At 44.9% G+C, this 6,691-nt stretch carries 5 protein-coding genes; 3 read left to right on the forward strand and 2 right to left on the reverse strand.

Annotated elements, in window-relative coordinates:
* Positions 1-7: 7 nt before the first annotated feature.
* Positions 8-1,561, reverse strand: coding sequence for an ABC-F family ATP-binding cassette domain-containing protein (locus H525_RS0120030; RefSeq protein ID WP_027417657.1), 1,554 nt, complete (start codon positions 1,559-1,561; stop codon positions 8-10).
* A 264-nt stretch (positions 1,562-1,825) separates the two neighbouring features.
* Between H525_RS0120030 and H525_RS0120035 the strand changes: the two genes are divergently transcribed.
* A complete protein-coding gene (locus tag H525_RS0120035; RefSeq protein WP_027417658.1) occupies positions 1,826-2,932 on the forward strand; it encodes a YheC/YheD family endospore coat-associated protein in 1,107 nt (368 codons plus the stop codon).
* A 71-nt stretch (positions 2,933-3,003) separates the two neighbouring features.
* Here H525_RS0120035 and H525_RS24935 read toward each other — a convergent pair whose 3' ends face one another.
* Positions 3,004-3,594: a GerMN domain-containing protein gene (locus tag H525_RS24935; RefSeq protein ID WP_051331186.1), complete on the reverse strand. Its 591-nt coding sequence runs from the start codon at positions 3,592-3,594 to the stop codon at positions 3,004-3,006.
* A 207-nt stretch (positions 3,595-3,801) separates the two neighbouring features.
* On the opposite strand from H525_RS24935, the gene H525_RS0120045 reads away from it, so the two are divergent.
* Entirely contained in the window at positions 3,802-4,473 is a 672-nt protein-coding gene (locus tag H525_RS0120045; protein ID WP_027417659.1) for a LytTR family DNA-binding domain-containing protein, read from the forward strand.
* Between the two features lie 429 nt (positions 4,474-4,902).
* The gene (gene scpC / locus H525_RS0120050) at positions 4,903-6,435 is read left to right on the forward strand and encodes a succinyl-CoA:acetate CoA-transferase ScpC (protein ID WP_027417660.1); all 1,533 of its coding nucleotides are present in this window, start codon (positions 4,903-4,905) and stop codon (positions 6,433-6,435) included.
* Positions 6,436-6,691: the final 256 nt, after the last annotated feature.

Genomic DNA, 6,691 nt, shown 5'->3' on the forward strand with positions numbered 1-6,691 from the left:
CTGGTTTTTATTTTTTTTGCAGGGACCATTCTTCTACATTCCACACTTTTGACACCCAATCTTCGTAGAAATCAGGTTCATGGCACACAAGTAAAATTGTTCCCTTGTAGGCCTTTAGCGCCCTTTTTAACTCAGCTTTGGCCGCGATATCCAGGTGATTGGTCGGCTCGTCAAATAGTATCCAGTTACTCTCACGCATCAAGAGCTTGCAGAGGCGAACTTTAGCCTGTTCTCCTCCGCTTAGCATGTTAAGTGGACGGTTTATATGTTCGTTTTTGAGGCCGCAGCGGGCCAGAGCTCCCCGTATTTCGTGCTGGTTCATGCTGGGAAATTCATCCCACACCGCATCAATAGGTGTTTGGTTACCCGCTTTAACCTCCTGTTCGAAATAAGCGGGGTGGAGAAAATCGCCCAGGTATATTTTGCCTCCTAAAGGCTGAATCGTACCCATAATCGTTTTTAACAGCGTGGATTTCCCCACGCCATTGCAGCCGACAATAGCGATTTTTTCCCCTCGTTCAATGGTCATGTTCATTTTTGGAAGCAGGGGAGAACTGTAGCCGATCTCAAGATCCTGCGCTTCAAAAACGGTTTTGCTGCTTGCCCGGGCTTCAAGAAACTGAAAGGTAGGCGGCGGTGCCGTCTCAGGCCGATCAATCCGCTCCATCCGGTCCAACTGCTTCTGGCGGCTTTTTGCCCGGCCTGACGTTGAATAACGCGCTTTATTGCGCTGGATAAAATCCTCGGTTTTCCTGATATGTTCCTGCTGCTTTTCATATGCGTTGATATGCTGGGTTTTATTGATATCAGCCATCTCAAGAAACTTTTCGTAATTGGCGCTGTACCGGGTAAGCTTCGCAAATTCGAGATGATAAATCACACTGACCACTTCATTCATAAAATCCGTATCGTGTGAAATGAGAATAAACGCGAACGGGTATTCCTTTAGATAATTCGTCAGCCACTGAATATGTTCCACATCAAGGTAATTCGTTGGCTCATCCAGAAGCAGAACAGTTGGTTTTTCAAGCAAAAGTTTGGCAAGCAGTACCTTTGTCCGTTGTCCGCCGCTGAGGCTGGCCACATCCCGATCGAGTCCGATGGCGTCTAACCCAAGGCCATTTGCCATTTCCTCGACTTTTACATCAAGCAAATAAAAGCCTGTCGCATCAAGTATCTCCTGAATTTCACCCATTTGTTCAAGCAGTGCTTCAAGTTCTTCCGGTGTCGCTTCGGCCATTTTTTCTGTGATATCCAGCATTTCCTTTTCTTTTTCAAAGAGTGGAAGGAAAGCGTCTTTTAGCACATCGCGAACGGTCTTGCCCGGAGTAAGAACACTGTGCTGATCCAAATAGCCATAGTGCACCCGCGGAGTCCATTCTATTTTGCCTGTATCGCTGATAAGCTGGCCGGTTAAAATATTCATCAGTGTGGATTTCCCGGCACCGTTGGCTCCGACTAAACCTACATGCTCGCCGGGCAGAAGCCGAAAAGAAACATTTTTAAAAAGTGTCCGGTCGCCAAAACTATGGCTCAGGTCTTCAACAGTCAAAAGACTCATAAGGTACGTAATTCCTCCTGATAGTAGCAAATGCTGATTTTACTTTATCCATCTCTTCATCATACTAGATACCGCGTAATAAATAAATATATCATCCCATGAAAGACAAGGATTTGATGGGACTTCCTGCAAAGGGAACGCTTATCTACGCCTATAGATTCCATAGAAGGAACAATCCCTATTTCCCTGACATATCGTATACTGAAAACGTTTGGTTAACGCCTATTACAGGGTAAAATTGTTGGTCGCTTAAGGGGGCGTGCTATGAGTGTTCCTTACGTTGGTGTACTTCTTAATCGAACGATGTATAAGGGAATCCCCACTGGCAAAACACAGACTGAGGTGTTGGACTTCTATGAAGAAGGAGCTCGACGATACGGGGTGAAGCCCTGTTATTTTCGCTTGGAAGACATTCATTATAATGCTGCAAGAGTAACAGTATACATTAAAGAAAAAGGCTCGTATTGTAAAGCTTCGGTCCCTATCCCAAAGATTATTCATAACCGCGCGCTGTACTTTACGCAGTCTGCCCGTTCCAAAATTGACAACCTTGTTGAGCAGGGGGTTGTTTTATTTAATCAATGGAACCGTTACAGTAAGCATCATATTCATTCACTGCTAGTCGATGAACCGCGAATTGTACCCCATTTGCCGCACTCGGAAAGTGGGACGATTCGCAACCTGCGGAAGATGATGAGAAAGTATCCCACATTGTTTCTTAAACCGAACAGCGGCAGTATCGGGGTAGGAATTATGCGGTTGACAAAAAAAGATGATCTGTGGGTTCTCACGTACGCCAGTATCGAAAATGGACGGAAAAAGTGGCGTACACTATCTTTTAAAGAAAAAATTCCCAATCGGATTAAACAGGCTTTTCTTAAGCGGTCCTTTCTTATCCAGGAGGAACTGCAGCTTGCCACCTACCAGGGACGTCCATTTGATATTCGTGTTTCTGTGCAAAAAAATGAAGAAGGTGACTGGCACGTTACCGGGATGGTCGGCAAAGTAGCCCGGAGCGGTCATTTTCTCAGCAATGTCGCCCAGGGAGGCAAGGTTTATAAAGTTCCTTACCTGCTAAGGGAATACCCGGCGCTGGATCCCGATAAGGTCCGGGAGGACATTGCGAAACTTTCCGTCCGGATCGCGGATTACCTTAGTGGGCATTTGCCGCACCTGGCAGATGTAGGACTCGATATCGGCATTACCAAAGAAGGATTTCCTTATTTTATTGAATGCAACGGCCGTGACCAGCGCTACGCGTTCAGAAACGGGCGTATGCTTAAAGAATGGAAAGAGACGTATGCGAACCCAATGGGGTATGCAAAATATCTGATGGAAAATCTGGACGTACCGGAAGATAACCAAACGTGAATAAAAAGGACCGGCCGAAGAAAAGAGTGCTCACTTTCCATTACGGCGGGTCCTTTTTAACACAAGAATTTCTACTTCATTTCTTTAATTTGGTCAAGGGAAAGGGGATTAACCGGTTTGGAAGTATCTTCGTGCCCCAGAATAGAATCCACTTCTTTACCATCGATCAGAAATTTTGTTTGCTTATAGCCAAATTGAGAAAGAATCGTCGAAACCTGCTGCAATAACATTTCTTCGCCGGTTGAACCAAGATTTGCTTTCTTTATATTCGATGAAAAACTGACGACGGCATTGTCTCCATCTTTTTTAACCGACTGGATTTCCACGTCAGCCGGTAGCAATCCAATCAGCTTGTTGTTTTTTGGCCCCTTCTGCCACTCCTTCAGTGCTTCCATCGGCAGATCCTCTTCATGCGCGGACTTGATAGTACGCATTTCTTTATATTGCTCCATAAGGTTATCATCGCTGAAAATCAGCGCGACTTCTTTCGATTGGACTGAAGTTGGTTGTGTATTAGCCTGTGTATTCTCTTTCTGAACCGGTGCAGGAGCGGGATTGTTCTGTTGGGATTGAACGCCACTATTTGCTGCAGGTGCGTTAGAACACCCTGTTATTAACAAAAAAGCCAGTAGTAGGAAGTACAGTAGTCGGGATAAACGCATGTTTTTTGTCCTCTCCTTTTACAAGATTACTCTTTATTCTTACATAATCCGTTACCATTATAAACCTTCATAAGTCCTATTATCCTCTCTTCACTTAATTAGACGCTTCCGGTAAGAATTAGATGCTCTGCCAGCCAAAAATATTTTTCTTACGCAAAACACCTGATATGATAAAATAAGGAGAGAAGTGTAGGAGGAGAATAAAAGGTGGAGCAATCATCCATTTTAAAAATCGTACAGACTATCAGTCAAGTGTTCCCGCAGGAAGCTTCCATTGCCATTGCAGACAAATCACAGTTTGTTTATTACAAACCAAGCAAAAGCATAGACCTTAAGATTCGTCCCGGCGATAGACTTAAAGAAGGAAGTATCAGTTTCCAAGCGATTCATAATAGGCAAAAGGTTGCTGAATATATAGATGAACGGTTGTTTGGAACGCCTTATTATGGGATGAGCACACCTATTTTACAGGATGGGGATGCGGAATGCTGTATTACTACCATTTTCCCGCCTTTTAACGCAGTAGAAGGTGGGAAGCTTCCCAAGCATAATTTCTTAATAGGGAAAGCGGAAGACCGTTGGATTCCGATTCCGCTGACGAACATCCATTTCATTGAATCGGAAAAAGGCAAGACGCTTTTATGTACCGATAGTGGTATCTACATGAATAAGTACACCCTGCTTGAGCTGGAGAAAATGCTGCCGCAGGAGCAATTCATCCGCTGTCACCGCGCCTATGTGGTAAATGTGAATGCCATTGCGGAAATTCAGCCGGATTTTCACTCTACCTTCGTCCTGGTGATGAAAGATGCGAATCGAAGCCGGGTACCTGTAAGCCAGAAGTACGCCAGTTTATTTCGCCGCCTCATGGGGTTTTAAGCGAACGGCCGAACGTAAAAAACTAAGCAGTGGTGGGCCATGGCAATCGACTTACTGTTTTACGTTCCGCCCGCCGATGATGGAGAAAATAAGAAAAGACCAAAAACTCGCCAAGTGATGCCGCTTGGCGAGTTTTTTAGTTAACCTATGTAAGGGCTTACCAGGGATAAATTATGAGGAAAAAGGGATACTGTGAGTAGGTTTTTAGTTAACCTATGTAAGGGCTTACCAGGGATAAATTATGAGGAAAAAGGGATACTGTGAGTAGGTTTTTAGTTAACTTATGTAAGGGCTTACCTGACAAAAATGCTGCTTTATCGACAATTTTTCTGTTTTAAAGCGAATTTAAGGCGTTATTCTATCAAGCTTGCTATTGTTTAATTACAATTATACAAAGATTTCGAGCAAATCGAAACACAGGAGGCTTACATGGTAGAGAGACGTTTACGAAATGAAAATTTACGTCAGCGGATTGTGACAGCGGAAGAAGCATCGACGTGGATTAAACATGGGATGACAGTGGGTCTGAGCGGATTTACTCAGGCTGGCGATGCAAAGGTAGTTCCACGGGCACTCGTTGAACGTGTAAAAAGAGAAAACATCCATCCTTTTAAAATCAACGTATATACAGGTGCCTCCATTAACTCGGATGTAGACGGAATTATGGCGGAAGCGGGGATTGTCCATAAACGGTTGCCTTTTCAATCCGAGAAAAGAATGAGGGATAAGATTAACGAAGGGGAAGTGCTTTTTGTCGACCAGCATTTGTCGCACACAGCGGAACTGATTCGGTCCGACGTTCTCAGTATTGATATAGCAATTGTGGAAGCGGTTGCAATAACGGAGGAAGGCTATATTATTCCTAGTACATCTGTTGGAAATTCATATAGCTTTGTTCAAAAGGCCAAAGAAGTTATTGTTGAACTTAATCTTGCCCAGCCGGAAGCGTTGGAAGGGGTTCATGATTTGTATGATCCGGGCCTGCAAGGCGAGCGCCAGCCGATCCCATTAACGAAGGTGGATCAGCGTATTGGAACGCCTTATCTCCCCATTCCAATAGAAAAAATTAAAGGAATTGTCTTCACCGATAAGCGTGACATTACTTCAAAAATTGTGAAACCCGATGAGGAGACGGCCGTTATGGCCCAGCACCTGATTGGCTTCCTGCGCAAAGAGGTAGAAGCAGGGCGCCTTTCGAAAAACTTGGCTCCTATGCAATCAGGCGTAGGGTCGGTTGCCAATGCTGTATTCCACGGGTTCCTTGATTCCGAATTCACCGATCTTGAAGTGTATTCTGAAGTGCTGCAGGATGCCGTATTTGATTTAATTGATGCTGGCAAAGTACGTTTCGCGTCCTGCTGTTCGATTACGCTGTCGCCCGATAAAATCGATAAAGTATTAAATAATTTTGATAAGTACCGGGATTACATTATTCTACGCCCGCAGGAAATTTCGAATCATCCGGAAATTGTGCGCCGCCTTGGACTTATCGCTATTAATACGGCGCTTGAAGTAGATATCTATGGCAATGTGAATTCAACTCATGTAATGGGAACGAAAATGATGAACGGAATTGGGGGTTCAGGCGATTTCGCCCGCAACGCGCGTTTGGGGATTTTTGTAACGAAGTCAACGGCGAAGAACGGGTTAATCTCCAGCATTGTCCCATTTGTTTCTCACGTAGACCATACGGAGCATGATGTGGATGTCATTGTAACCGAACAGGGAATTGCTGACTTGCGGGGACTTGCACCAAGGGAACGGGCGGAACGAATGATTGATAATTGCGTGCATCCAATGTACCGTCCGCAGCTGCGCGCTTATTTTGAAGAAGCCTGCAAACGGGGCGGGCAGACGCCTCATGTTATTGAAAAAGCGCTTTCCTGGCATGTGAGATTTGCGGAAAATGGCACTATGCTTGACGAACAGTATGCTGACAAAAAAACCACGGTTCACGTTTAAGAGCAGAGTTCGCGGTAAAATAGTAATGTGCCACACGATCAAAAAACGTCCTTTAGTGTATCCTAAAGGACGTTTTTATTTGCGGCGTGCTCGTTTATTGAGTAAAACCGCCTTGTCCGGCGAATCCAACTTCATTAGCGATATCCTGTCTTACCTGTTGTGCGTTTGTACCGGCGAATCCAGGCTGGAAGATGGCTTGGCCACCAGTAGCCCCAGCAGCGCCAGCAAACCCGCCAGCTTGTTGAGCGGAGAAGTT

It is taken from the genome of Aneurinibacillus terranovensis DSM 18919 (genome assembly GCF_000430625.1).
Classification (GTDB): Bacteria; Bacillota; Bacilli; order Aneurinibacillales; family Aneurinibacillaceae; genus Aneurinibacillus_B; species Aneurinibacillus_B terranovensis.